Below are 21,382 nucleotides of genomic sequence, written 5' to 3'. Positions count from 1 at the left end.
TCAGTGGACGGGCCCGGTGTACTTCTCGCCGGGCCCGGCGCCGGGCGCGTCCGGGTGTGCCGACTGCTCGCGGAACGCCTTCTGCAGTGCCTGCAGCCCTTCGCGGATGGGGCCGGCGTGCGGCCCCAGGTACTCCACGGAGGCCGTGACCAGCCCGGCGAGTGCGGTGATGACGCGTCGCGCCTCGTCGAGGTCGAGGTGGGGGCTGTCGGACGGATCCGCGTCGGAGAGTCCCAGCTTCTCGGCGGCGGAGCTCATGAGCATCACCGCGGCGCGGCTGATGACCTCGATCGCAGGGACGTCGGCCAGTTCACGCACGTCCGGCTCGAGCTGCGGCGCATCGCCCTCCACCTGTGGAGCACCGGCCTGAACGGCATCATCGGGGGTCGTCATGACATCAGACGATGCCACGATGCGCCGACACCGACGTCCCCGCCCGGTGCGTGACCGGACGGATTCGGTCCGCGAGGGCACCTGGTGTTATTCTTCTTTCCACGACCGCCTTCAGGTGTGTCCGTGTCGGCGCGTGAGTGCCGGGCACGGATGCGGAACCCGAAGGCAGCAAGTGGAGTCCGACTCCCACCACCGCACGGTTCGCCGGGCAGTGGTTCCGGTCCTTCCCAGCCACATCGGGAAGTGGTGCGCTTCGTCGACGAGACGGGGTGGCCCGCGGATGGTGACATCCGTCGACCGGTCGGTACCGGACCCCGCTGCTCGCGATCTCGATCGTGAGCGACGGGGTTTTCGTCGTTCGGAAGGTTCCCGCGGGAACAAATCGGGTGGCCACGGTGTCGAGGTAGACGGAGAGCACGAGCGCCGGTGTGGAGCGCGTAGGACGGCGCACCGCATCGGGTCGAGCACCACCATCCGTCACCGCACTACCGAGGAGGCCCCATCAGCACTGAGACCCGCATCAACGATCGCATCCGAGTTCCCGAAGTCCGACTCGTCGGACCTGGCGGTGAACAGGTGGGGATCGTGCGTGTTGAAGATGCACTCCGCCTGGCTGTCGAAGCCGATCTCGACCTCGTCGAGGTCGCACCCGACGCCCGTCCGCCGGTCTGCAAGATCATGGACTACGGCAAGTTCAAGTACGAAGCCGCGCAGAAGGCTCGTGAGTCGCGCAAGAACCAGACGCTCACGGTCATCAAGGAGCAGAAGCTTCGTCCCAAGATCGACGACCACGACTACGAGACGAAGAAGGGCCATGTCGTCCGCTTCCTCGAGGCCGGGTCCAAGGTCAAGGTGACCATCATGTTCCGTGGACGCGAGCAGTCGCGGCCCGAACTCGGTTACCGCCTCCTGCAGCGCCTGGGCGCCGACGTCGCCGAGCACGGCTTCGTCGAGACCTCGGCCAAGCAGGACGGCCGCAACATGACGATGGTCCTGGCTCCGCACAAGGGCGCCAAGACCAGGGCGAAGGCAGCGGAGGCGTCCAACGCACCGCGCGCCACCGTGCCGCCGCCGGCCTCCGCGCCGACTGCTGCACCCGCCGCCGAGGCGACACCGCCGGCACCCGCTGCTCCGCAGACGCCGGCGACGCCGCAGGCACCAGCCACACCGAGCGCCTGAGCGTTCGGATCCACCAGCACCACCGACCGAAGTAACAGAACTGAGGACTCATGCCCAAGTCGAAGACTCACAGCGGCACCGCGAAGCGATTCAAGGTGTCCGGTAGCGGAAAGATCCTGCGCCAGAAGGCCGGCCGCCGCCACCTGCTCGAGCACAAGTCCTCGCGCGTGACGCGTCGCCTCGACGGCAAGGCCGTCGTCAGCCCCAACGACGTTCCCCGCGTCAAGCGGCTTCTCGGTCTCTGATCTCTTTCCCACCCGGGCCCTAGGCCCCACTACGACAGGATTCACCAGTGGCACGCGTGAAAAGGGCGGTCAACGCCCAGAAGAAGCGTCGTTCGATTCTCGAGGCGTCCAGCGGATACCGCGGGCAGCGTTCGCGTCTCTACACCAAGGCGAAGGAGCAGCAGCTCCACTCGCTCACCTACGCGTACCGCGATCGCCGCGCTCGCAAGGGTGACTTCCGCAAGCTGTGGATCACGCGTATCAACGCGGCAGCTCGGGCGAACGACATCACGTACAACCGTTTCGTGCAGGGTCTGAAGATCGCCGAGGTCGAGGTCGACCGCAAGATCCTCGCCGAGCTCGCGGTCTCCGACGCTGCGGCGTTCACCGCACTCGTCGAGATCGCCAAGGCGGCACTGCCTGCCGACATCAACGCACCGGCCGGAGAAGCAGCCTGATCAGGCGCTTCGACGACACTCCGTCACGACCCGCGGCGCCGCTCACCGAGCGGACTCCGCGGGTCGTTTCGGCTGTCAAGCTGCAGCGCGGCGTCGAACGTCGGCGAACCGGCCTCTTCCTCGCGGAGGGAGAGAACGCGGTGACCGAGGCGGTCGCCGCCGGTGTCGTGCGCGAGGTGTTCGCCACCGAGCGCTGGTTCGACGAGCACCGCGGACTGCTCGAGGCGTCGGCCGCGGCCGGTGCGCAGCCGCAGCTGATGACCGAGCGCGCGGCGAAATCGCTGTCGGACACCGTGACGCCGCCGGGAATCGTGGCCGTGTGCACGTCCGTCGTCGTCTCCCTGGCCGAGGCGTTGGCCGCGAACCCGTCACTCGTGACGGTCGTCGTCGACATCTCCGAGCCGGGCAACGCGGGCACCATCCTGCGCGTCTCGGACGCCGCCGGCGCCGGCGCGGTGATCTTCGCCGGGGACAGTGTCGATCCGCTGAACGGCAAGAGCGTCCGCGCGTCCGCCGGAAGTCTCTTCCATCTCCCCGTCGCACGGGAGCGTTCGGTGACGGCGGTACTCGACGCGGTCCGTGCGACCGGCGCCAGTCTGCTGGCGACGACCGTCGACGGTGAACTGGACCTCGACGACGCCGACGACGCGCTGGCCGGGCCCACCGCCTGGGTGTTCGGCAACGAGGCGCACGGGCTGTCCCGCGAGGTCGCGGCTGCTGCGGATCACCGGGTGCGCATTCCCATCCATGGCCGCGCCGAGAGTCTCAACCTCGCCACCGCGGCCGCCGTGTGTCTGTACGCCGGTGCGCGGGTGCAGCGCCGCGGGGGCACCGCCTAGGCTTTCCCCGCCGGGTTCTGCCCGGCGACCGTGAGGAGCACCGCGACAGAGGTGCTCGCCGATCGAGACGATGGAGTGTGTGGACGTGGAGCGCAACGAGGGTGAAGCGCAGGCCGATCAGGCCGCTGCCGACGCGGAGGCGCTGACCGACGCGGCGCTGGACGCAGCCGTCACCGAGGCCGAGTCCGCCTTCGCCGCCGCGTCCGACATCGACGCTCTGTCCGAGGCCAAGATCCACCACATCGGGAACAAGGCGCCCCTCGCGCTCGCACAGCGCGCGTTGGGCTCGCTGCCGAAGACCGAGCGGGCCGACGCCGGCAAGCGGGTCAAGGTGGCGCGTGACCGCGTGCGGATCGCGTTCGACGATCGTCGTGAGGTGCTGCTCGCCGAACGTGACGCGGCCGTGCTCGTCGCCGAGGCGATCGACGTGACCCTGCCGTCCGTCCGCCGCCCGGTGGGTGCCCGCCATCCCATCACCGTCATCGCCGATCAGGTCGCCGACGTCTTCGTGGCGATGGGGTGGGAGGTGGCCGAGGGCCCGGAGGTGGAGACCGAGCACTTCAACTTCGACGCGCTCAACTTCCTGCCCGACCATCCCGCGCGGACGATGCAGGACACGTTCCACGTCGCGCCCGAGGGGTCTCGTCAGGTGCTGCGCACGCACACCTCGCCGGTGCAGGTGCGGTCGATGCTCGAGCGCGACCTGCCGATCTACGTGGTGTGCCCCGGGCGTACGTTCCGTACGGACGAACTCGACGCGACGCACACGCCCGTCTTTCATCAGGTCGAGGGACTCGCCGTGGACAAGGGGCTCACGCTCGCCAATCTCCGCGGCACGCTCGACGCGTTCGCGCGTGCGCTGTTCGGCCCGGAGACGCGGACCCGGATGCGCCCCAACTACTTCCCGTTCACCGAGCCGTCCGCGGAGGTGGACGTGTGGTTCCCCCGCAAGAAGGGTGGAGCGGGCTGGGTCGAGTGGGGTGGCTGCGGCATGGTGAATCCGAACGTGCTGCGCGCCTGTGGCGTCGACCCGGAGATCTACAGCGGGTTCGCCTTCGGTATGGGCCTCGAGCGAACGCTGCAGTTCCGCAACGACATTCCCGACATGCGCGACATCGTCGAGGGCGACGTGCGGTTCAGCCTGCCCTTCGGCGTGGCCGGCTGACGCTCGGCCCCTGCAGACAAGCATTCAGACAGAGAGAGTGGAGAAGTCGTGCGAGTGCCCCAGTCCTGGTTGACCGAGGTCGTCCGGAAGGCCGCTCCCGAGTGGAGCGTCACTGCTGACGAGCTCGACGCGGGGTTCGTGTCCGTAGGCTTCGAGATCGAGGACGTCATCCCCCTTCCGGAGATCACGGGCCCGTTGGTCGTCGGCCGTGTGCAGTCCATCGAGGAGTTGACCGAGTTCAAGAAGCCGATCCGCTTCTGCCTGGTCGAGGTGGGCGAGGCTGAGCCCTGCGGAATCGTTTGCGGTGCAAGGAACTTCGCGGAGGGCGACCTCATCGTGGCCGCACTTCCCGGCAGTGTTCTGCCCGGCGGGTTCGCCATCGCCGCGCGGTCCACGTACGGGCGCACGTCCGACGGCATGATCTGCTCGGTGTCCGAGCTCGGTATCGGTTCGGATCACTCCGGCATTCTCGTGCTGCCTGCCGGCACGGCCGTGCCCGGCGACGACGCACTCGCCGTTCTGGGCATGGACGACACCGTGTTCGACGTCAATGTGACGCCCGATCGCGGATACGCCCTGAGCGTGCGCGGTCTCGGCCGCGAACTGGCGTGCGGTTTCGACCTGGGCTTCGTCGATCCCGCCGACGCCCCGCAGCCAGTCGTGTCCGCGGCCGCCTCCGAGGGCGAGGCGTGGCCCGTCGACGTCCGTTCCGAGTCGGGTGCCACCCGTTTCGCCGCGCGCCGCGTCGTGGGCATCGATCCGGCCGCGGTGACCCCCTGGACGATCCAGCGGCGGCTGCTGCTGTCCGGGGTGCGACCCATCTCGCCCGCGGTCGACGTCACCAACTACGTCATGCTCGAACTGGGCCAACCGCTCCACGCGTTCGACGCCTCCGCGCTGTCGGGCGGGTTGGTGGTCCGCCGGGCCGAGGCGGGGGAGACGCTCCGCACCCTCGACAACACCGTGCGCACCCTCGACCCGGAGGACGTCGTCATCGCGGACGAGTCCGGCGTGGTGTCGTTGGCCGGTGTCATGGGTGGCGCGTCCACCGAGGTGGGCGACGAGACCACCGACATCCTGCTCGAGGCGGCCATCTGGAGCCCGCTCGCCGTGTTCCGCACCGCGCGCCGTCACCGGCTGCCCAGTGAGGCGAGCCGTCGCTACGAACGAGTGGTGGACTCCGCTCTCCCGGTGCGCGCGCTCGACCGTGCCGCCGCACTGCTGGCCTCGATCGCGGGCGGCCGGGTGGAGCCGCTGCTCACCGACATCGGTGCACCGACGGTGTCCGACACCGTGACCATGGATCTCGACCTGCCGGACCGGGTGGCGGGTGTGACCTATCCGAGCGGAACCGCGGTGCGCCGCCTCACCCAGGTCGGGTGCGAGGTCGTCGTGGACGTGTCCGAGGCCGGGCGCGGGGTGGCCGTCGTGACGCCGCCGACGTGGCGTCCCGACCTTCGTCAGGCCGCCGACCTGGTCGAGGAGGTGCTGCGACTCGAGGGACTGGAGTCCATTCCGTCCGTCCTGCCGCACGCTCCCGCGGGCCGCGGACTCACCGCCGCCCAGCGTCGTCGCCGGGCGGTGGGTCGGGCACTGGCCTACACGGGGCACGTCGAGGTCCTCGCGCCCGTGTTCCTGCCGGCCGGGGTCTTCGACGTCTGGGGACTCGACGCGGACGATCCGCGCCGGGTGACCACGCGGGTGCTCAATCCGTTGGAGGCGGACCGACCCGAACTGGCGACCACTCTCGTCCCCGGTCTCCTGGAGATCGCCCAGCGCAACGTCTCGCGCGGACAGCGGGATCTGGCGCTGTTCGCCGTCGCGCAGGTCGTCGAACCGGGCGAGGGCACGCGCCCGATCGATGCGCTCGCCGTCGACCGTCGTCCCACCGAGGACGAGATCGACGCTCTGAAGCAGTCGTTGCCGGTGCAGCCGCTGCACGCCGCCGTCGTCCTGACCGGTGCGGTGACGGCACCCGGGCCGTGGGGCGCCGGCCGTCCTGCCGACGCCACCGATGCCTTCAGCGCAGCGAGGACGATCGCGAGCGCGTCCGGTGTCGAGGTGGAACTCCGGTCCGCCCAGTACCTTCCGTGGCATCCGGGCCGGTGTGCCGAAGTCGTTGTCGACGGTGTCGTGGTCGGGCACGCGGGTGAGCTGCATCCCGGTGTCCTCGAGCGCGCCGGTCTGCCGCCGCGGACCTGCGCGGTGGAGATCGACCTCGATCGCGTTCCCACCCGCGAGCCGCTGCCGTCGCCGTCCATCTCGCCGTTCCCCGCCGTGCTGCAGGACGTCGCGGTCGTCGTCGACGAGTCCGTCCCGGCCGCCGCCGTGCAGTCGGCTCTGGTGTCGGGGGCGGGCCCACTCCTCGAGGACATTCGTGTCTTCGACGTGTTCTCCGGCGATCAGGTCGGTGCCGGCCGGAAGTCGCTGGCTTTCGCCCTGCGGTTCCGAGCGGCCGACCGTACGTTGACCGAGGACGAGGCGAGTGCCGCTCGCGATGCCGCCGTCGCGGCAGCGGCGACGGCGGTGGGAGCCGAACTCCGACACTGACGGTGCGCCGCTTTTGAATGAGCTTGCACCGTCATGCATAATCATCGTATGGACAGTGCATCGACATCGACGGGCACCCGGGTGGCCGTCGCGGGCGCCAGTGGCTACGCGGGTGGCGAGATCCTGCGTCTGCTGCTCGGACACCCGGCAGTGCTCGACGGCCGGATGACCATCGGCGCCCTGACGGCCGGTGGAAACGCCGGAACCACGCTGGGGCAACACCATCCGCATCTCGTTCCGCTCGCGGACCGCGTGCTGGTGGACACGGACGCCGCGGCCCTGAAGGGGCACGACGTCGTGTTCCTCGGGCTCCCGCACGGGAAGTCAGCCGCCCTCGCCGAACAGCTGTCGGACTCCACGCTGATCATCGACTGCGGTGCCGACTTCCGGTTGACCGACGCCGCCGCCTGGGATCGCTGGTACGGCGGGGAGCACGCCGGACACTGGCCCTACGGCATGCCCGAGTTGCCCGGTGGTCGGGACGCCCTGGTCGGAGCGACGCGCATCGCGGTCCCGGGGTGTTATCCCACCGCCTCGTCGCTGGCTCTGGCGCCCGCGTTCGCTGCCGGCATGGTCGAGCCCCGCGTGACCGTGGTGGCCGTGAGCGGCACCTCCGGCGCCGGTCGCGCGGCGAAGCCGGACCTGCTGGGTTCCGAGGTCATGGGGTCGGTCCGTGCCTACGGCATCGCCGGCGCGCATCGCCACACGCCGGAGATCACGCAGAACCTCTCCGCCATCGCCGGCACCGACGTGATCGTGTCGTTCACTCCTGTGCTGGCTCCGATGCCGCGCGGCATCCTGGCGACGTGCACCGCTCCGACGACAGTGTCGGCCTCCGAGGCGCGTGCGGTCTACGAGAAGTACTGCGCCGACGAACCTTTCCTTCACCTTCTCCCGGAGGGGCAGCTGCCGCAGACGGGGTCGGTGCTCGGGTCCAACGCGGTCCACCTGCAGGTGGCGGTCGACGAGGACGCGGGCTTGCTGGTGGTCCTCGCCGCCATCGACAATCTGACGAAGGGCACCGCCGGTGCCGCGGTGCAGTCGATGAACATCGCTCTCGGACTCCCCGAGAGCGCCGGACTCTCCACGGTGGGAACAGCACCATGACCGACCACAGCCAGTCCTCTCCCGGCGCCCCCACGCGCGCTCCCGGGGTTCTCGTCCGCACACAGGGTGTGACGTCGGCAGCGGGATTCCGGGCCGCCGGGGTCGAGGCCGGTCTCCGGGCCAAGGGGGGCCTCGACGTCGCCCTCGTGGTCAACGAGGGCCCCGATCTGGCAGCGGCCGGTGTCTTCACCCTGAACAAGATCAAGGCTGCGCCCGTCCTGTGGTCGCAGCAGGTGCTGACCTCCGGTCGGCTCCGCGCCGTCGTCCTGAACTCGGGCGGCGCCAACGCCTGCACCGGCGCGCCCGGATTCCAGGACACGCACCGTACCGCCGAGCACCTCGCATCGACCCTCAGCGACTGGGGAACCGAGACGGGCGCCGGCGAGATCGCCGTGTGTTCGACCGGACTGATCGGCGACCGGTTGCCCATGGACAAGGTGCTCGGCGGTGTCACCGAGGTGGTGCACGAGCTCGCCGGAGGCATCTCGGGCGGCACCGATGCGGCCTACGCGATCATGACGACCGACACCCGGCCGAAGCAGGCCGCGATCCACCACGAGAACGGCTGGAACGTGGGCGGCATGGCCAAGGGCGCCGGCATGCTGGCGCCCTCGCTGGCGACGATGCTGTGTGTCGTCACCACGGACGCGGTGGCGAGCGCCGATCAGCTCGATCGCGCCCTCCGGCACGCGACGGCACAGTCCTTCGACCGACTCGACGTGGACGGCGCGACCTCCACGAACGACACGGTGCTGCTCCTCGCGTCCGGTGCCAGCGGCATCGAGGCGACACAGGGGGAACTCGACGCCGCTGTCCTCGCGGTGTGCGACGACCTCGCGGATCAGCTGATGGCCGATGCGGAGGGCGTGACCAAGCGGATCATCGTCAGGGTCGATGGTGCCGAGTCCGAACAGGACGCACTCGTGGCGGCGCGAACCATCGCACGCGATTCCCTCGTCAAGACGGCGCTGTTCGGCTCCGATCCCAACTGGGGCCGCGTTCTCGCCGCTGTGGGTATCGCGCCGGTCTTGCTCGATCCCGATCGCATCGTCGTGTCGTTCAACGGCGATCCCGTGTGCGTCGACAGCATGGGTGTGCCCGGCGCTCGTGAGGTCGATCTCTCGGCCGTCGACATCACGGTCGAGGTGGACCTCGGTGTCGGCTCCGCGTCGGCGTCGATCAGGACCACGGATCTGTCGCACGCCTACGTCGAAGAGAACTCGGCGTACTCGTCATGACGTCGTCCGAGCCCGTGTCCGCACACGACACCGCACGCATCCTCGCCGGCGCCCTCCCGTGGCTCCAGCAGTGGACGGGCAAGGTCGTCGTGGTCAAGTACGGCGGCAACGCCATGATCGACGATCGACTCAAGGCCGCGTTCGCGGCCGACATGGCGTTCCTGCGCACCGTCGGTATCCACCCGGTGGTCGTGCACGGCGGCGGTCCCCAAATCACCGCCATGCTCACTCGACTCGGACTGGTGGGGGAGTTCCGCGGCGGCTTCCGCGTGACGACGCCCGAGGTGATGGACGTCGTGCGCATGGTCCTGTTCGGGCAGGTAGGTCGCGAGCTGGTCGGACTGATCAACGCGCACGGCCCCTACGCTGTCGGCATCTCCGGCGAGGACGCGCACCTGTTCACGGCGACTCGACGGACCGTGACCGTCGACGGTGTCGCCACCGACATCGGTCTGGTGGGGGACGTGACGACGGTGAATCCCGCAGCGGTGCACGACCTCATCGAGGCCGGGCGCATCCCGGTCGTCTCGACCATCGCTCCCGACGCGGACGGCGTCGTGCACAACATCAATGCGGACACCGCGGCCGCGGCCCTCGCGGAGGCGCTCGGCGCGCAGAAGCTCGTCGTCCTCACCGACGTCGAGGGGCTCTACACGAACTGGCCGGACCGCGGGTCGCTCGTCTCGGAGATCGAGGCGGACGTCCTCGCCGAACTGCTGCCCGGCCTGGACGCCGGCATGGTCCCCAAGATGGAGGCGTGTCTGCGCGCGGTGCGCGGGGGAGTTCCCAGCGCCCATGTCATCGACGGTCGACTCGAGCACTCCGTGCTCCTGGAACTGTTCACCGGCGAGGGCATCGGCACGATGGTGCACGACGGCAGTACGAGAGGACGGGCATGACCAGCACGGAGCAACTGCAGCAACGCTTCTCGAATGCGCTGATGAACAACTACGGCGTGCCGCGCGTGGCGCTGGTCGGCGGTTCGGGAGCCGTGGTGACGGACGCCGACGGCAAGGAGTACCTCGATCTCCTCGCCGGGATCGCGGTCAACATCCTCGGCCACGGACATCCTGCCGTCGTCGAGGCGGTCTCCGCCCAGCTGACGACGCTGGGCCACACGTCCAACCTCTACGCGGCGCCGCCGTCGATCGAACTGGCGGAGCACCTCCTCGAGCACCTCGGTCACGCGGCCGGCGGCGATGCTCGGGTGTTCCTCTGCAACTCCGGCACCGAGGCCAACGAGGCCGCCTTCAAGATCGCGCGTCTCACGGGTCGACCGAACATCATCGCGGCGGAGAACGCGTTCCACGGTCGGACCATGGGAGCCCTCGCGCTCACGGGGCAGGCGGACAAGCGGGCTCCGTTCGAGCCCATGCCCGCCGGTGTGTCGCACGTTCCCTACGGCGACATCGCCGCGCTCGAGGCGGCGGTCGACGAGAACACGGCCGCCGTCTTCCTCGAACCGATCATGGGTGAGGGCGGAGTCGTCGTCCCGCCGGAGGGCTATCTGCCCGCAGCGCGCGAGATCACCGCGCGCCACGGCGCCCTGCTGATCCTCGACGAGGTCCAGACGGGCATCGGTCGTACGGGGTGGTTCTACGCCCATCAGCGGTTCGGCATCGTCCCGGACGTCATCACCCTCGCGAAGGGGCTAGGCGGGGGACTGCCCATCGGCGCCTGCATCGGCATCGGCCCGGCAGCCGCCATGCTCACCCCGGGAAAGCACGGGACCACGTTCGGTGGCAACCCGGTGTGTTCGGCGGCGGCCCTGGCCGTGCTGCGCACTCTCGCGTCCGAGGATCTGCTCTCGCACGCCGACCGGCTGGGCAAGATCCTGCGACACGACATCGAGGCGCTCGGACATCCCCTCGTCGATCACGTACGGGGTGCGGGCCTTCTGCTGGGCATCGTCCTCACCGAGCCGGTGGCGGCCGATGTCGAGACCGCGGCCCGCCACGCTGGCTTCCTGGTGAACGCGGCGCAGGCGAACGTCCTGCGTCTGGCGCCGCCCCTGATCATCACGGACGAGCAGGCAGCATCGTTCGTCCGTGCACTTCCCGCGGTCCTCGACGAGGCGCGGCCGACAGCAGAGGCGACCTCGTGACACTGCGGCACTTCCTTCGAGACGACGATCTCTCCCCCGAGGAGCAGGCCGAGATCCTCGCTCTCGCAGCCGAACTCAAGAAGGCACCGTTCTCGCGGCGCCCGCTGGAGGGTCCGCGCGGCGTCGGCGTCATCTTCGAGAAGAACTCGACGCGCACCCGCTTCTCGTTCGAGATGGGCATCGCGCAGCTCGGCGGCCACGCAGTGGTCGTCGACGGCCGCAGCACGCAGCTCGGACGCGAGGAGACGCTGCAGGACACCGGGCGCGTGCTGTCCCGCTACGTCGACGCCGTCGTGTGGCGCACGTTCGGGCAGAAGCGCCTCGAGCAGATGGCGACGGGGGCGAGCGTGCCCATCGTCAACGCGCTGTCCGACGATTTCCACCCCTGCCAGGTGCTGGCCGATCTCCAGACGCTCGCCGAGCGCAAGGGATCGTTGAGAGGTCTGCGCCTCTCGTACTTCGGCGACGGTGCCAACAACATGGCGCACTCCCTCATGCTCGGCGCCGTCACCGCCGGCGTCGACGTCACGATCGCCGCCCCGGAGGGCTTCGTGCCGGACCCGTCGGTGCTGGCGGCCACGCAGGAGCGCGGTGAGCGGACGGGAGCGAGCGTGACCGTCACGAACGATCCGATCGCCGCCGCGACCGGAGCCGACGTGCTGGTCACCGACACGTGGACGTCGATGGGACAGGAGAACGACGGCCTGGACCGCGTCGGACCCCTCCGCCCGTTCCAGATCAACGAGTCGCTGCTCGATCGTGCCGACTCGCAGGCACTCGTCCTGCACTGCCTCCCGGCCCACCGCGGCGAGGAGATCAGCGACACGGTGCTCGACGGCCCTCGCAGCGTCGTGTGGGACGAAGCCGAGAACCGGTTGCACGCACAGAAGGCCGTCCTGGTGTGGCTGCTCGAGCAGGCGGCATCGGGACGACGGACGCCGTGACCGCCGAGTCGCAGGGCCCGGTGACGTCGTCGACGCGCGCCGGGCGCCAGGCGCGCGTCGTGGCCCTGCTCTCCACCCACCAGGTCCGATCGCAGCAGGAACTCCAGTCGCTGCTCGCGGCGGAGGGGATCGAGGCCACCCAGGCCACTCTCTCCCGCGATCTCGACGAGTTGGGCGCCGTCAAACTTCGCGCCGCCGACGGCGGTGCGGGCGTCTACGTCGTTCCCGAGGACGGCAGCCCGGTCCGAGGGGTCGCGGGCGGCACCGACCGGCTCTCCCGGCTGCTCGGCGAGTTGCTCGTCTCCACCGACGCCAGCTCCACGATGGCCGTTCTCCGCACGCCGCCCGGAGCCGCGCACTATCTCGCCAGTGCACTGGACCGCGCGGCACTGCCCGAGATTGTGGGAACGGTCGCGGGGGATGACACCATCTTCGTGATCGCCCGCGATCCGCTGTCCGGACGCGAGCTCGCCGACCGCATCGAGAATCTCGCGCGCTGAACCACCAGTCCGAATCCCAGAACGTCCGAATCACACGAAGGAGCACACACCCCATGGCCGAACGCGTCATCCTCGCCTACTCCGGCGGTCTCGACACCTCTGTCGCCATCAGCTGGATCGGCCGCGAGACCGGCAAGGAGGTGGTCGCCGTGGCGATCGACCTCGGCCAGGGTGGCGAGGACATGGAGGTCATCCGGCAGCGCGCACTCGACTGCGGCGCCGTCGAAGCCGTCGTCGTCGACGCTCGGGACGAGTTCGCGGACGAGTACTGCCTGCCGACCATCCAGTCGAACGCCCTCTACATGGACCGCTACCCGCTGGTGTCGGCCATCAGCCGTCCCCTCATCGTCAAGCACCTCGTCGAGAACGCGCGCTCGCACGGCGGCACCGTCGTCGCTCACGGCTGCACCGGCAAGGGCAACGACCAGGTGCGCTTCGAGGTCGGCTTCAACACGCTCGCGCCCGAGCTCGAGGTGCTGGCCCCCGTGCGCGACTACGCCTGGACCCGCGAGAAGGCCATCGCCTTCGCCGAGGAGAACAGCATCCCCATCAACGTCACCAAGAAGTCGCCGTTCTCGATCGACCAGAACGTGTGGGGTCGCGCCGTGGAGACCGGGTTCCTCGAGGATCTGTGGAACGCCCCGACCAAGGACGTCTACGACTACACCGAGGATCCGACGGCCAACTTCAACGCGCCGGACGAGCTGGTCATCACATTCGACAAGGGACGCCCGACCGCCATCGACGGCCGCCCGGTGTCGGTGCTGCAGGCGATCCAGGAACTGAACACCCGTGCGGGCAAGCAGGGTGTCGGCCGCCTCGACGTGGTCGAGGACCGGCTCGTCGGCATCAAGAGCCGCGAGGTCTACGAGGCTCCCGGCGCCATGGTCCTGATCCGTGCCCACGAGGAGCTCGAGCACGTCACCCTCGAACGCGAGCTCGGCCGCTACAAGCGGCACACGGACCAGAAGTGGGCCGAGCAGGTCTACGACGGCCTGTGGTTCTCGCCGCTCAAGGGTGCACTCGACACCTTCGTCCAGCACACCCAGGAGCACGTGTCCGGCGAGATCCGCCTGGTGCTGCACGCCGGCACCGTCGTCGTGAACGGTCGTCGCAGCGGGGAGTCGCTGTACGACTTCAACCTCGCGACCTACGACGCGGGCGACACCTTCGATCAGTCGTCGGCCAAGGGCTTCGTGCAGCTGCACGGCCTGTCGTCCAAGATCGCCGCCAGCCGTGACCGTGGCGCGGTGGCGGCGCAGGGACAGTCGGACCTGTGACGTCACCCGCTCACGGCACCAACGCGGGCGCTCTGTGGGGTGGGCGCTTCGCGTCGGGTCCCGCGGAAGCCATGGCGGCGCTGAGCAAGTCGACCCACTTCGACTGGGTGCTCGCCCCGTACGACGTCCGTGCCTCCAAGGCTCACGCACGCGTGCTCAACTCGGCCGGCCTGCTGACGGCGGGCGATCTCGAGGCGATGCTCACCGGCCTCGATCAGCTCGCCGCCGACGTCGACTCGGGTGCGTTCGGTCCCGCCGAGTCCGACGAGGACGTGCACGGCGCCCTCGAGCGCGGGCTGATCGACCGGGTCGGACCCGAGCTCGGTGGCAGGTTGCGCGCCGGCAGGTCGCGCAACGACCAGGTCGCGACCCTGTTCCGGATGTGGCTGCGGGACGCGGTGCGGCGGGTGTCGGCGGGCGTGCTGGACGTGGTCGAGGCCCTCACCGCGCAGGCGCAGGCACATCCCGACGCGGCGATGCCGGGCAAGACGCACTCGCAGGCCGCGCAGCCGGTCCTGCTCGCGCATCATCTGCTCGCACACACCCATCCGCTGCTGCGGGACGTGCAGCGCTTCCGGGACTTCGACGGCCGCGCCGCGGTGTCGCCCTACGGTTCGGGCGCCCTGGCGGGCTCGTCGCTGGGACTCGACCCGGAGAAGATCGCCGCGGAGCTCGGGTTCGACGGTTCCGCGGAGAACTCGATCGACGCGACGAGTTCGCGCGACTTCGCCGCCGAGGCGGCGTTCGTCCTGGCCATGACTGCCGTGGACCTGTCGCGTCTCGCCGAGGAGATCGTGTCGTGGAGCACCCCGGAGTACGGCTACGTGACACTCGCCGACGCATGGTCGACGGGCAGTTCGATCATGCCGCAGAAGAAGAACCCGGACGTCGCGGAGCTCACGCGCGGCAAGACCGGGCGACTGATCGGCAATCTCACCGGTCTGCTCGCGACGCTCAAGGCTCAGCCCCTCGCGTACAACCGTGATCTGCAGGAGGACAAGGAGCCCGTCTTCGACTCGGTGCTCCAGCTCGAGATGCTTCTGCCCGCCCTGACCGGGTTGGTGTCCACCCTCACCTTCCACACCGACCGGCTGCGCGAGCTGGCGCCGGCGGGATTCACGCTGGCGACGGACATCGCCGAGTGGCTCGTCCGCAACGGTGTGCCGTTCCGGCACGCCCACGAGGTGGCAGGCGACTGCGTGCGACGTGCGGAGTCGCGCGGTGTGGGTCTGGACGAACTGACCGACGAGGAGTTCGCGACGATCGACCCGGCGCTCACACCGGAGGTCCGCTCGGTGCTCACCGTCGACGGATCCATCGGCTCGCGGGACAGCCGCGGCGGTACCGCGCCCGCGCGGGTGGCGGAGCAGATCATCGTGGTCCAGCGCACCGCGGGCGAGCTCAGGACGTGGATCACGGCCTGACGGGACGACCCGATCCGAGCGGTCGGAGTGGTGTGAGACGCTGTGTCCTCATCGGTCGACGAGTCGTGGACCACACCGACCGAATCGATGCCGCCTTCGAGGAGTGCAGTTGCTGGGAATCGACACCGGGTCGGTCGCGACGTCGTTGCGGCGTGTGGTCGCCACGGCGCAGAACGGGCTCGAGGTCATCCGTCTCGGGGGACTCGAGACGGATGCCGTTCCGTCTCCCTTCTCGGTGGTCGCGCGCGATCGAATGTACCGGCTGCGTCGGTACTTCCCGGAGTCCGAGCAGACGGGTCCGCCCGTCGTGCTCGTACCGCCGATGATGATGTCGGCCGACGTCTACGACGTCACCCGCGACCAGGGCGGCGTCGGCATCCTGCACGAGGCGGGGATGGACCCCTGGGTGGTCGACTTCGGTTCGCCGGCCACCGAGGAGGGCGGGTGGAACCGGACGCTGGCGGACCACATCGTCGCGATCAGCGAGATCATCGACATCGTCGCCGAGCGGACGGGTCGCGAGGTCCATCTCGGTGGGTACTCGCAGGGCGGCATGTTCTGTTACCAGGCCGCCGCGTACCGCTCGAGTCGCGACATCGCCAGCATCATCACGTTCGGCAGTCCGGTGGACACCCTCGCGGCGCTCCCTCTCGGGATCCCGGCGAACGTGGCCACCAAGGGTGCCGAGTTCCTCGCCGAGCACGTGTTCACGCGTCTCGCGGTGACCGACTGGATGGCCCGCACCGGGTTCCAGTTGCTCGACCCGGCCAAGACCGTCAAGTCGCGCATCGACTTCCTGCTCCAGCTCCACGACCGGGACGCGCTCCTGCCCCGCGAGTCCCAGCGCCGGTTCCTCGCGATGGACGGGTGGGTCGCCTGGTCGGGCCCGGCGGTCGCGGAACTGTTGACGCAGTTCGTCGTGCACAACCGCATGATGACGGGTGGGTTCTCCATCCGCGGCAAGGTCGTCTCGCTCGCGGAACTGACCATGCCGATCCTCGCGTTCGTGGGGGAGGTCGACGACATCGGCCAACCGCTCGCGGTGCGCGGCATCCGCAAGGCGGCTCCGCGGGCCAAGGTGTACGAAGCAGGGCTCCGCGCCGGGCACTTCGGACTGGTGGTGGGGAGCACCGCGGCCACGCAGACGTGGCCGAGCACGGCGGGGTGGATCCGGTGGCGCGAGGGCCTGGGGCCGCGGCCGGTCGAGGTGCACGCCATGGGGTACGACGAGCACCCGGCCTCGGAGAGCGGCGTGTCGGTGGGAAATCGTCTCGTCCACACCGCGGCCACCATCGCCGAGGTCGGCCTGGGTCTCGGTCGCGGCATCGCCTCGGCGGCGGCCGGGGCCGTGAAGGGGTCTCGTGAGATCTCGTCCGAGGCCGCTCGCACACTGCCCCGTCTCGCCAGACTCGGCCAGCTGCAACCTCATTCGCAGGTCTCCCTCGGTCGTCTGCTCGGTGAGCAGGCTCGGCGCGCGAGTGCCGGTGAGTGCTTCGTGTTCGACGACCGTGTGTACTCCTACGCCGCCGTGGACCAGCGCATCGACAACGTGGTGCGCGGCCTGATCGTCAACGGTGTACGCCCCGCGATGCACGTCGGCGTGCTGATGGAGACACGTCCGAGCGCACTCGCCGCCGTCGCCGCACTGTCCCGCATCGGTGCGGTGGCCGTCATGCTGCAGCCCACCAGCGATCTCTCGGCGTCGCTGCGACTCGGGCGCGTCGAACTGCTGATCGTCGACCCCGACAATCTGTCCGGATCCGTCGACCACGGACTGGACGTGCTGGTCCTGGGCGGCGGCGAGTCCCGCTCGCTCGACATCGAGGACTCCGACCTGGTCGTGGATCTCGAGCAGGTCGACCCGTCGACGGTGGAGTTGCCGGGGTGGTACGTCCCCAACCCCGGGCGCGCACGGGAACTCGCCTTCGTGCTGTTCAGCGGGAACGACGACACTCTGGACGCCAAGTTCATCACCAACTACCGCTGGGCTCTGTCGGCCTTCGGTACGGCCAGCTCCGCAGGTCTGTCCCGCGGCGACACCGTGTACTGCCTGGCGCCGCTGCACCATTCGGCCGGACTGCTCGTGGCGGTGGGCGGCGCGTTGGCGGGCGGGTCCCGCATCGCGCTGTCGCGCGGTGTCGAGCCCGAGCGCTTCGCGGACGAGGTGCAGCGCTACGGCGTCACGGTCGTGTCCTACACGTGGACCATGATGCGGGACATCCTGACGTCGGAGTCCCTTCCGCACCGAGGACAGCACGCCGTACGGCTCCTCATCGGATCGGGCATGCCCACCAACCTGTGGCGGCACACGCTCGAACGACTGGCACCTGCGCGGGTACTCGAGTTCTACGCGTCCACCGAGGGCGACGTCGTCCTCGCGAACGTGGCGGGAACGAAGATCGGGGCAAAGGGTCGCCCGCTGCCGGGCAGTGCACGGGTGGAACTCGCGGCATACGACGCCGTCTCGGGTCGGTACCTCGTGGACGAGCAGGGATTCGTCCGACACTGCGAGACCGGCGAACCCGGCCTGTTGCTCGGCCGCCCCGGACTGGACGACTCCAGCGGCGCGTTCATGCGTGGTGTCTTCAGTGCCGGCGACGTGTGGACTCCGACCAACCTGCTGTTCCGTCGGGACGAGGGCGGTGACTACTGGTTGCTCGGGCACAAGCGCTCGGTGATCACCACCGCGCGCGGACCCGTCTACCCGCAGCCGATAGCCGACGCGATCGGCGAGGCGGAGCCGGTGGACCTGGCCGTGGCGTACGGCATCGGGGAGCACGGTGACCAGTGGTCGGTGTGCGCGGTGACCGTGCGGGCGGGTCAGAACCTCACGGCGTCGATGGTGTCGGATGCGCTGTCGGTGTTGGATCCGGCCGAGCGACCCGACGTCGTGCACGTGGTCGCAGACATCCCGCTGAGCCGCGCGTTCCGACCACTCGACGACACGCTGCGCGCTGCCGGACTGCCCGGTCCGGGGGTCAAGACCTGGTATCTGGCGTCGACGTCCGGCGAGTACAAGCGCATGACGAAGGCAGTGGCGGCGGAGCGCTTCACCGCGCATCAGTAGGGTGAGACCGCGTCGGAAGACCGACGCGACGACGGAACGAGGAGTCCTCTTGAGCGTCGATGCTCGCTTGCACAGCATTCTCGCCTGCCCGCAGGACAAGGGTCCGCTTCTGCTGATCCAGGACGAGCTGCTCTACAACCCCCGGCTGCGCCGTGTCTACCCCATCGAGAACGGCATTCCGGTGCTGCTCATCGACGATGCGCGTGACGCCACCGACGCCGAGCACGAGGACATTCTGGCTCGGGCGACCGCGCCCGCTCCGATCGCGGAGTGACGGGAGCGACTGCGACTCGTCGATCGCCGACATGACCGGCCCCGTACTGCCGTCCGAACGACTTCTCGGGTCCGCGACTCCCGTCGACGCGGCGACGCGTCTGCTCGGCGCCAGTCTGACCTGCGCCGGCGTCACGCTGCGCATCGTCGAGGTGGAGGCGTACGGCGGAGATCCCGGCGGACCCTGGCCCGACCCCGCGGCGCACTCGTTCCGAGGCCCCACACCGCGCAACTCGGTCATGTTCGGGCCGCCCGGTCGCCTGTACGTCTATCTCAGCTACGGGATGCATCTGTGCGCGAACATCGTCTGTGGTCCTGACGGAACGGCCGGCGCCGTCCTGATCCGCGCGGGTGAGGTCGTCGACGGTCTCGCGGTCGCCAGGACGCGGAGGCCCCGCGCACCGGAGTTCGGTATGGCGCGCGGACCTGGCAACGTCGGGAGTGTTCTCGCACTGTCGTTGGCCCACAACGGTGTTCGTGTCTTCGCCGAGAGCGCGGAAGTGTCGGTGACGCTGTCGGACGAGACGGCGTCACCGGTACAGTCAGGTCCTCGTGTCGGCGTGTCCACCGCTCCCGACCGTCCGTGGCGTTTCTGGATTCCCTCGGTGGCCGTGTCTGCCTATCGACGGAACCCGCGAGCTCCGACAGACCCCGCCGGGGAGCCCGGTACTCAGGCCTGAGGGCGCCGTCGGGTGACGTGCGTGCATGCGAAAGAATCAGCGGTGTGAGCATCATCGAGGACCTGACCTGGCGTGGACTGATAGCCCAGTCGACAGACATCGAGGCACTGACAGCGGCGACCACCGCGGACGGCCCGATCACCCTCTACGCGGGATTCGATCCGACGGGACCGAGCTTGCACGCAGGGCACCTCGTTCCGCTGCTGGTCCTGTCACGTTTCCAGCGTGCGGGTCATCGTCCGATCGTGCTGGCCGGCGGAGCCACCGGACTCATCGGTGATCCGCGTGACGTCGGCGAACGCGTCATGAACTCGAGCGACACGGTGGCCGAGTGGGCCGATCGCATCAAGGGTCAGCTCTCTCGCTTCGTCGACTTCGAGGGTGCCGGCGCTGCGGTCATCGCGAACAACCTCGACTGGACCGCGTCGCTGTCGGCCATCGACTTCCTCCGCGACATCGGCAAGCACTTCTCCGTCAACGTGATGTTGGCGCGGGACACGGTGAAGAAGCGCCTCGAATCGGACGGGATGTCCTACACCGAGTTCAGCTACATGTTGTTGCAAGCGCAGGACTACCTGCACCTGCATCGGCAGCACGGATGCACCTTGCAGGTCGGCGGATCGGATCAGTGGGGCAACATCGTCGCGGGCATCGATCTCACCCGACGTATGGACGGCGACGCCGTGCACGGGCTGACCGTTCCTCTGGTCACTGCGGCGGACGGCACGAAGTTCGGTAAGTCCACCGGTGGCGGAAGCCTGTGGCTCGACCCCGAGATGACGTCGCCGTACGCCTGGTACCAGTACTTCGTGAACACGGCCGACGCCGACGTCGTGAAGTACCTGCGCTGGTTCACGTTCCTCGATCGTGACGAGCTGACGGAACTCGAGGCGGCGACGGCAGAACGACCCCAGGCCCGCGCGGCGCAGAAGCGACTGGCGGCGGAGATGACGACGCTGGTGCACGGCGCGGACAACACCGCGGCCGTCGAACTTGCCAGCTCCGCCCTGTTCGGCCGGGGAGAGCTTCGCGACCTGGACGCGGGGACACTGTCGGCCGCGCTGTCGGAGACCGACGTCGCCGAGCTGCCGGCAGGGGAGGAGCGTACGATCGTCGACCTTCTTGTCGACACGTCGCTGTGCGAGTCGAAGGGCGCCGCCCGTCGTGTGGTGAAGGAGGGGGGAGTGTCGGTCAACAACCAGAAGATCGCTGCCGAGGACTGGACTCCCTCCGCGGACGACTTCCTGCACGGTGAGTGGCTGGTGCTGCGTCGGGGTAAGAAGAACATGGCCGGCGTACGGCGCTCGGTGTGAGCCACGCGTGCGCGGGGTCACAGTCGGGGTTCGAGCACTCGAAGGCCCGCGAGGCGCCGGAGCGGCGCGCTGACCTGCATGGTCGCGAGCCCGTCGTGTGGCCGACCTGCGGATTTGACGCACTGTTATCCGTCGCGTAACTTTTGTCGAGTCAGAGCGACACGGACACGGACCGAGACCGCAAGGCCTCGATCACCGGCTCCGTAGATCATCTGACATCCTGGTCACCGAAGAGTTCGAGTCTTGACTCGGCTCCGTGCGGCTGGTTAGGCTGGAACGGTTGCCCCGGATCCTCCTGCTTCGTGTGGGTGGTGGTGGTGTGTGCGTGTTCTTTGAGAACTCAACAGTGTGTCGATGAATGTCAGTGCCAATATTTTGTTTTGGTTTGCTGGTTCTTCTCCTTCTTCCCGTCGGGGAGGGACCGGTTCTTTTTTGTCAGCAATGGAGTTATTGCTGGCGTGAGTTTTATTGCTGGATTTGGCTCTCTAGTTTTCATTGGCTTCCTGGTTTCTAGCCGGGGGTTGATAAGAGTCTTCAACGGAGAGTTTGATCCTGGCTCAGGACGAACGCTGGCGGCGTGCTTAACACATGCAAGTCGAACGGTAAGGCCCTTCGGGGTACACGAGTGGCGAACGGGTGAGTAA

19 protein-coding genes and 1 rRNA gene are annotated in these 21,382 nt (G+C 69.0%); 19 read left to right on the top strand and 1 reads right to left on the bottom strand.

From position 1 onward, the window contains the following. Complete coding sequence (locus HQ312_RS10930; RefSeq protein WP_231476444.1) at positions 1-393, bottom strand: DUF1844 domain-containing protein; 393 nt, start codon at positions 391-393, stop codon at positions 1-3. A 501-nt stretch (positions 394-894) separates the two neighbouring features. Here HQ312_RS10930 and infC point away from each other — a divergent pair. From infC to HQ312_RS10835, 19 genes are all read left to right on the top strand, one after another. After that, complete coding sequence (gene infC / locus HQ312_RS10925; RefSeq protein WP_082544654.1) at positions 895-1,572, top strand: translation initiation factor IF-3; 678 nt, start codon at positions 895-897, stop codon at positions 1,570-1,572. Between the two features lie 50 nt (positions 1,573-1,622). Further along, positions 1,623-1,817, top strand: a complete 195-nt coding sequence (gene rpmI / locus HQ312_RS10920; protein ID WP_027506747.1) for a 50S ribosomal protein L35 — start codon at positions 1,623-1,625, stop codon at positions 1,815-1,817. Between the two features lie 47 nt (positions 1,818-1,864). Further along, on the top strand, positions 1,865-2,254 hold the full coding sequence (gene rplT, locus HQ312_RS10915) for a 50S ribosomal protein L20 (RefSeq protein WP_027506746.1): 390 nt from the start codon (positions 1,865-1,867) through the stop codon (positions 2,252-2,254). Continuing rightward, the gene (locus HQ312_RS10910) at positions 2,254-3,093 is read left to right on the top strand and encodes an RNA methyltransferase (RefSeq protein WP_037186780.1); all 840 of its coding nucleotides are present in this window, start codon (positions 2,254-2,256) and stop codon (positions 3,091-3,093) included. The genes rplT and HQ312_RS10910 overlap by 1 nt, the downstream gene beginning before the upstream one ends. An 85-nt stretch (positions 3,094-3,178) precedes the next feature. Further along, positions 3,179-4,258: a phenylalanine--tRNA ligase subunit alpha gene (pheS, locus tag HQ312_RS10905; RefSeq protein ID WP_027506744.1), complete on the top strand. Its 1,080-nt coding sequence runs from the start codon at positions 3,179-3,181 to the stop codon at positions 4,256-4,258. Positions 4,259-4,306: 48 nt separating this feature from the next. Continuing rightward, positions 4,307-6,808: a phenylalanine--tRNA ligase subunit beta gene (gene pheT, locus HQ312_RS10900; protein WP_222638617.1), complete on the top strand. Its 2,502-nt coding sequence runs from the start codon at positions 4,307-4,309 to the stop codon at positions 6,806-6,808. A gap of 48 nt (positions 6,809-6,856) precedes the next feature. Then, a complete protein-coding gene (gene argC, locus HQ312_RS10895; protein WP_222638616.1) occupies positions 6,857-7,915 on the top strand; it encodes an N-acetyl-gamma-glutamyl-phosphate reductase in 1,059 nt (352 codons plus the stop codon). Beyond that, entirely contained in the window at positions 7,912-9,153 is a 1,242-nt protein-coding gene (gene argJ / locus HQ312_RS10890; protein ID WP_222638615.1) for a bifunctional glutamate N-acetyltransferase/amino-acid acetyltransferase ArgJ, read from the top strand. The genes argC and argJ overlap by 4 nt, the downstream gene beginning before the upstream one ends. Continuing rightward, on the top strand, positions 9,150-10,052 hold the full coding sequence (gene argB / locus HQ312_RS10885) for an acetylglutamate kinase (protein WP_027506740.1): 903 nt from the start codon (positions 9,150-9,152) through the stop codon (positions 10,050-10,052). The genes argJ and argB overlap by 4 nt, the downstream gene beginning before the upstream one ends. Next, complete coding sequence (locus tag HQ312_RS10880) at positions 10,049-11,257, top strand: acetylornithine transaminase (RefSeq protein ID WP_056447982.1); 1,209 nt, start codon at positions 10,049-10,051, stop codon at positions 11,255-11,257. Before argB ends, HQ312_RS10880 begins: the two co-directional genes overlap by 4 nt. After that, on the top strand, positions 11,254-12,201 hold the full coding sequence (gene argF / locus HQ312_RS10875; RefSeq protein ID WP_222638614.1) for an ornithine carbamoyltransferase: 948 nt from the start codon (positions 11,254-11,256) through the stop codon (positions 12,199-12,201). Before HQ312_RS10880 ends, argF begins: the two co-directional genes overlap by 4 nt. After that, positions 12,198-12,701 (top strand): arginine repressor, encoded by a 504-nt coding sequence (locus HQ312_RS10870; RefSeq protein ID WP_027506737.1) that lies wholly within the window; start codon positions 12,198-12,200, stop codon positions 12,699-12,701. Before argF ends, HQ312_RS10870 begins: the two co-directional genes overlap by 4 nt. 53 nt (positions 12,702-12,754) lie before the next feature. Next, positions 12,755-13,981 carry an argininosuccinate synthase gene (locus tag HQ312_RS10865; protein ID WP_222638613.1) on the top strand — a complete coding sequence of 409 codons (1,227 nt, stop codon included), beginning with the start codon at positions 12,755-12,757 and terminating at the stop codon, positions 13,979-13,981. Continuing rightward, a complete protein-coding gene (argH, locus tag HQ312_RS10860; RefSeq protein WP_027506735.1) occupies positions 13,978-15,405 on the top strand; it encodes an argininosuccinate lyase in 1,428 nt (475 codons plus the stop codon). Before HQ312_RS10865 ends, argH begins: the two co-directional genes overlap by 4 nt. A gap of 109 nt (positions 15,406-15,514) precedes the next feature. Continuing rightward, a complete protein-coding gene (locus HQ312_RS10855) occupies positions 15,515-18,472 on the top strand; it encodes an AMP-binding protein (RefSeq protein WP_222638612.1) in 2,958 nt (985 codons plus the stop codon). 49 nt (positions 18,473-18,521) lie between these two features. After that, positions 18,522-18,746, top strand: coding sequence for a Trm112 family protein (locus HQ312_RS10850; protein WP_027506733.1), 225 nt, complete (start codon positions 18,522-18,524; stop codon positions 18,744-18,746). Between the two features lie 31 nt (positions 18,747-18,777). Further along, a complete protein-coding gene (locus HQ312_RS10845) occupies positions 18,778-19,425 on the top strand; it encodes a DNA-3-methyladenine glycosylase (RefSeq protein ID WP_222638611.1) in 648 nt (215 codons plus the stop codon). A gap of 44 nt (positions 19,426-19,469) precedes the next feature. Then, positions 19,470-20,738 carry a tyrosine--tRNA ligase gene (gene tyrS, locus HQ312_RS10840; RefSeq protein ID WP_222638610.1) on the top strand — a complete coding sequence of 423 codons (1,269 nt, stop codon included), beginning with the start codon at positions 19,470-19,472 and terminating at the stop codon, positions 20,736-20,738. A gap of 534 nt (positions 20,739-21,272) precedes the next feature. Next, positions 21,273-21,382 (top strand): 16S ribosomal RNA (locus tag HQ312_RS10835); the annotation flags it as partial.

The sequence above is a fragment of the Rhodococcus sp. BP-316 genome (assembly GCF_019836105.1).
In the GTDB taxonomy this organism is placed as follows: domain Bacteria; phylum Actinomycetota; class Actinomycetes; order Mycobacteriales; family Mycobacteriaceae; genus Rhodococcoides.
Note: the sequence above shows the minus strand (reverse complement) of the source record. Positions and strands in the feature narration are given on the sequence as shown.

Coding starts and splice junctions, on each gene's coding strand:
- HQ312_RS10930 (WP_231476444.1), bottom strand. CDS start 393: ATGACGACCCCCGATGATGCCGTTCAGGCCGGTGCTCCACAGGTGGAG.
- rpmI (WP_027506747.1), top strand. CDS start 1,623: ATGCCCAAGTCGAAGACTCACAGCGGCACCGCGAAGCGATTCAAGGTG.
- argC (WP_222638616.1), top strand. CDS start 6,857: ATGGACAGTGCATCGACATCGACGGGCACCCGGGTGGCCGTCGCGGGC.
- argJ (WP_222638615.1), top strand. CDS start 7,912: ATGACCGACCACAGCCAGTCCTCTCCCGGCGCCCCCACGCGCGCTCCC.
- argB (WP_027506740.1), top strand. CDS start 9,150: ATGACGTCGTCCGAGCCCGTGTCCGCACACGACACCGCACGCATCCTC.
- HQ312_RS10880 (WP_056447982.1), top strand. CDS start 10,049: ATGACCAGCACGGAGCAACTGCAGCAACGCTTCTCGAATGCGCTGATG.
- HQ312_RS10865 (WP_222638613.1), top strand. CDS start 12,755: ATGGCCGAACGCGTCATCCTCGCCTACTCCGGCGGTCTCGACACCTCT.
- HQ312_RS10845 (WP_222638611.1), top strand. CDS start 18,778: ATGACCGGCCCCGTACTGCCGTCCGAACGACTTCTCGGGTCCGCGACT.